At 56.6% G+C, this 3,300-nt stretch carries 3 protein-coding genes; all 3 read left to right on the top strand.

Translation table 11 applies throughout. From position 1 onward, the window contains the following. Positions 1–92: 92 nt before the first annotated feature. Positions 93–827, top strand: coding sequence for a tetrathionate reductase subunit TtrB (gene ttrB / locus KQJ18_RS22760; RefSeq protein ID WP_038640285.1), 735 nt, complete (start codon positions 93–95; stop codon positions 825–827). Continuing rightward, on the top strand, positions 828–1,850 hold the full coding sequence (gene ttrC, locus KQJ18_RS22755) for a tetrathionate reductase subunit TtrC (protein ID WP_216422815.1): 1,023 nt from the start codon (positions 828–830) through the stop codon (positions 1,848–1,850). After that, on the top strand, positions 1,843–3,300 hold a 1,458-nt coding region (locus tag KQJ18_RS22750; protein ID WP_216422813.1), incomplete at its 3' end, for a molybdopterin-dependent oxidoreductase. The genes ttrC and KQJ18_RS22750, both read left to right, overlap by 8 nt.

Here is a 3,300-nt window from a genome sequence, read left to right as displayed (position 1 = left end):
TTTACACTGTAAATCATTGAGATTCTTTATTCATCACACACAAATCAACGGCGTGACCAATGTTTCGTTGTTGTACCGTGACGGGAGAAAATATGGACAGCAGTAAACGGCAGTTTCTCCAGCAACTGGGCGTCCTGACCGCTGGCGCTTCACTGGTCCCCCTGGCGCAGGCGCAATTCCCCTTCTCGCCTGAACGCCATGAAGGCTCACTCGCGCATCGCTACGCCATGTTGATTGACCTGCGACGCTGCATCGGCTGCCAGGCCTGTACCGTCAGTTGCGCTATTGAAAACCAGACGCCGCAGGGAGAATTCAGAACCCTCGTTAACCAGTATCAGGTGCAGCTTACAGGCCAGCAAAGCGTCACCAACGTCCTGCTGCCGCGCCTGTGCAACCATTGCGATAACCCCCCTTGCGTACCCGTTTGTCCGGTGCAGGCCACCTTCCAACGTGAAGACGGTATTGTGGTCGTCGACAACACCCGCTGCGTGGGTTGCGCTTACTGCGTGCAGGCCTGCCCTTACGATGCGCGGTTCATCAACCATGAAACGCAAACCGCCGATAAATGCACATTTTGCGTACACCGTCTGGAAGCGGGGCTGCTCCCGGCCTGCGTGGAATCCTGCGTCGGCGGCGCACGCATCATTGGCGATATCAAAGATCCGCACAGCCGGATTTCTCAAATGCTGCATGAACACCATGAGGCCATCAAAGTGCTAAAACCCGAAAGCGGAACATCACCGCACGTGTTTTATCTGGGTCTGGATGAAGCGTTTGTCACCCCGTTAATGGGACGCGCTCAACCCGCTCTCTGGCAGGAGGTTTAAATGAACCATTCACTGATTATCGAAGAGGTTCTGGCCCATCCGCAACATGTAAGCTGGTTACCCTGGGCCGTACAGTATTTCTTTTTCATCGGTATTGCCGCCTGCGCCGCGCTGTTCGCCTGCGTGCTGCACTGGCGCAAACAAGAGACGCCGGACCTGGAAAACCTGACGCTGTTAATTGCCCTGACCTGTGCAATAACCGCCCCGTTGGCGCTAACCGCCGATTTACACCAAACCGCCCGCGTCTGGCATTTTTATGCTTATCCAACGCCATGGTCCTGGATGCCATGGGGCGCGCTGTTTTTACCGCTGTTCACCGGCTTCCTGGGCCTGTGGTTTTTGGCGCAGCACGTTAAGCGGATAACGCTTAAAAGTTACAGTGTAACTAAATGGTTGGCCGTCGGTAGCGCCTTATCCGCCATCGGATTACTGGTTTACACCGGTCGCGAAGTGTCGGTGGTGCAGGCGCGTCCCATTTGGTTCAGCTACGCCTTTCCGGTTGCAATGTTCCTCAGCGCGCTACAAACATTCCTCGCCCTGCTCATCGCTGCAACAAACAGTGAAGGATCTTTGCTGCGCAAACTGGCATGGGGACAAATTGTCGCCTTGAGCGCGCTGGTTATCGTGGTGGCAATTTGGGTGAGCGGCAATACGCTCTCCGGTTCAGCAATTCGCCAGTGGCTGGATGTCGCCTCTTCGGCACGACACTACGCCATCGGTTGGGTTGCGTTATGGCTTGTCTCGCTCGTCCTTTGCGGGCTGGTGCTGCGTTTTCCATTATCGCGGCTGCTGCGCATATTACTGGCGTTTAGCGCCATGGCGCTATGCTGGCTGATGCGCTGGACGTTACTCATCCAGGTACAGACCGTACCGAAATTTAACGCCCAATTTAATCCTTACACCCTGCCCGGCGGCACCGATGGCTGGCTGGCCATTGTGGGCACCTTCGGCCTGTGGATAGCACTGATTATTATTGTTCGTGAAGCCCTGAACGCGATCGCAAGGAGAATGCAACATGGCTAATTTAACCCGTCGTCAGTGGCTTAAAGTCGGTCTTGCAGTAGGTGGCATGGTGACGTTTGGTCTGAGTTATCGGGATGTAGCAAAGCGCGCACTGGACGGTTTGTTGGACGGTACCTCTGGTAAAATTACCCGCGACCGCATCTTTGGTAATGCGCTCATCCCTGAAGCCAATGCCCGGCCGCAATGGCAGCAAAATCCGCAGCAGGTGATCTCAATGACGCAGTGCTTTGGCTGCTGGACGCAGTGCGGTGTGCGGGTACGCGTTGATAGTGAGCAAGGCAAGGTGCTGCGCATTGCCGGTAACCCTTATCATCCATTATCTCACGAGCACCATATTGACGCCTCGGTTCCCTTTGCCACGGCAATGGCGCAACTGGCGGGCGAGTCGGGTCTGGACGCGCGCTCCACCGCCTGCGCTCGTGGCGCAACCTTACTTGAAGGTCTGTACAGTCCACAGCGCATTCTGCAGCCCATGAAACGCGTCGGCAAACGCGGCGAGGGAAAATGGCAGCGCATCAGCTTCGAACAATTAATCACAGAGGTGGTGGAAGGCGGTGACCTGTTTGGTGAGGGCCATGTTGATGGCCTGCGGGCAATTCACGATCCCGATACGCCGCTTGATGCCAGACATCCCGGCTTTGGGCCAAAATCCAATCAGTTGCTGGTCACCAATACCAGCGATGAAGGACGTGATACGTTTTTACGTCGCTTCGCGCTGAACAGTTTCGGCAGTAAAAACTTCGGCGCGCATGGCGCTTACTGCGGTCTGGCCTACCGGGCCGGTTCTGGTGCGCTAATGGGCGATCTGGATAAAAATACCCACGTGAAGCCCGATTGGGATAATGTCGAGTTCGCGTTGTTTATGGGAACGTCTCCGGCGCAATCCGGCAACCCGTTTAAACGCCAGGCTCGCCAGCTCGCCAGCGCCCGTTTACGCGACGACTTCCGCTATGTGGTGGTGGCGCCAGCCCTGCCATTAACCACGGTACTGGCTGACGATCGCGGCCACTGGCAGCCCGTGCGTCCGGGAAGCGACTCCGCGCTGGCGATGGGTATGATCCGCTGGATAATCGAAAAACAGCGCTATAACACCGATTACCTTGCGATTCCCGGCGTACAGGCCATGCAGCAAGCCGGTGAAAAAAGCTGGAGCAACGCCACGCATCTGGTGATCACCGATGAGATCCCAAATCTTGCCGGGCAGCATTTAACCCTCGCGCATCTGAACGCAAACGCCGCCCAGGAGCCGGTGGTCGTTAACGAAGCCGGAGAAATCGTCGCCGCCAGCGGTTGCCCACGCGCGCAGTTGTTTGTCACCCGCGTGGTGACGCTGGCAGACGGCCAGACGGTGACGGTAAAAAGCAGCCTCCAGTGCCTGAAAGAATCCGCCGAAAAACTCACGCTGGCGCAATACAGCCAGCAGTGCGGCGTGGCTGAAGCAGACATTAGC

The organism is Citrobacter sp. S55_ASV_140, assembly GCF_018919505.1.
GTDB classification, from domain to species: Bacteria; Pseudomonadota; Gammaproteobacteria; order Enterobacterales; family Enterobacteriaceae; genus Citrobacter; species Citrobacter werkmanii.
This window is presented reverse-complemented; position numbering and strand designations above follow the sequence as displayed.

Excerpts from the sequence above, each read along its gene's own strand:
- ttrB (WP_038640285.1), top strand. The coding sequence starts at position 93 with ATGGACAGCAGTAAACGGCAGTTTCTCCAGCAACTGGGCGTCCTGACC.
- ttrC (WP_216422815.1), top strand. The coding sequence starts at position 828 with ATGAACCATTCACTGATTATCGAAGAGGTTCTGGCCCATCCGCAACAT.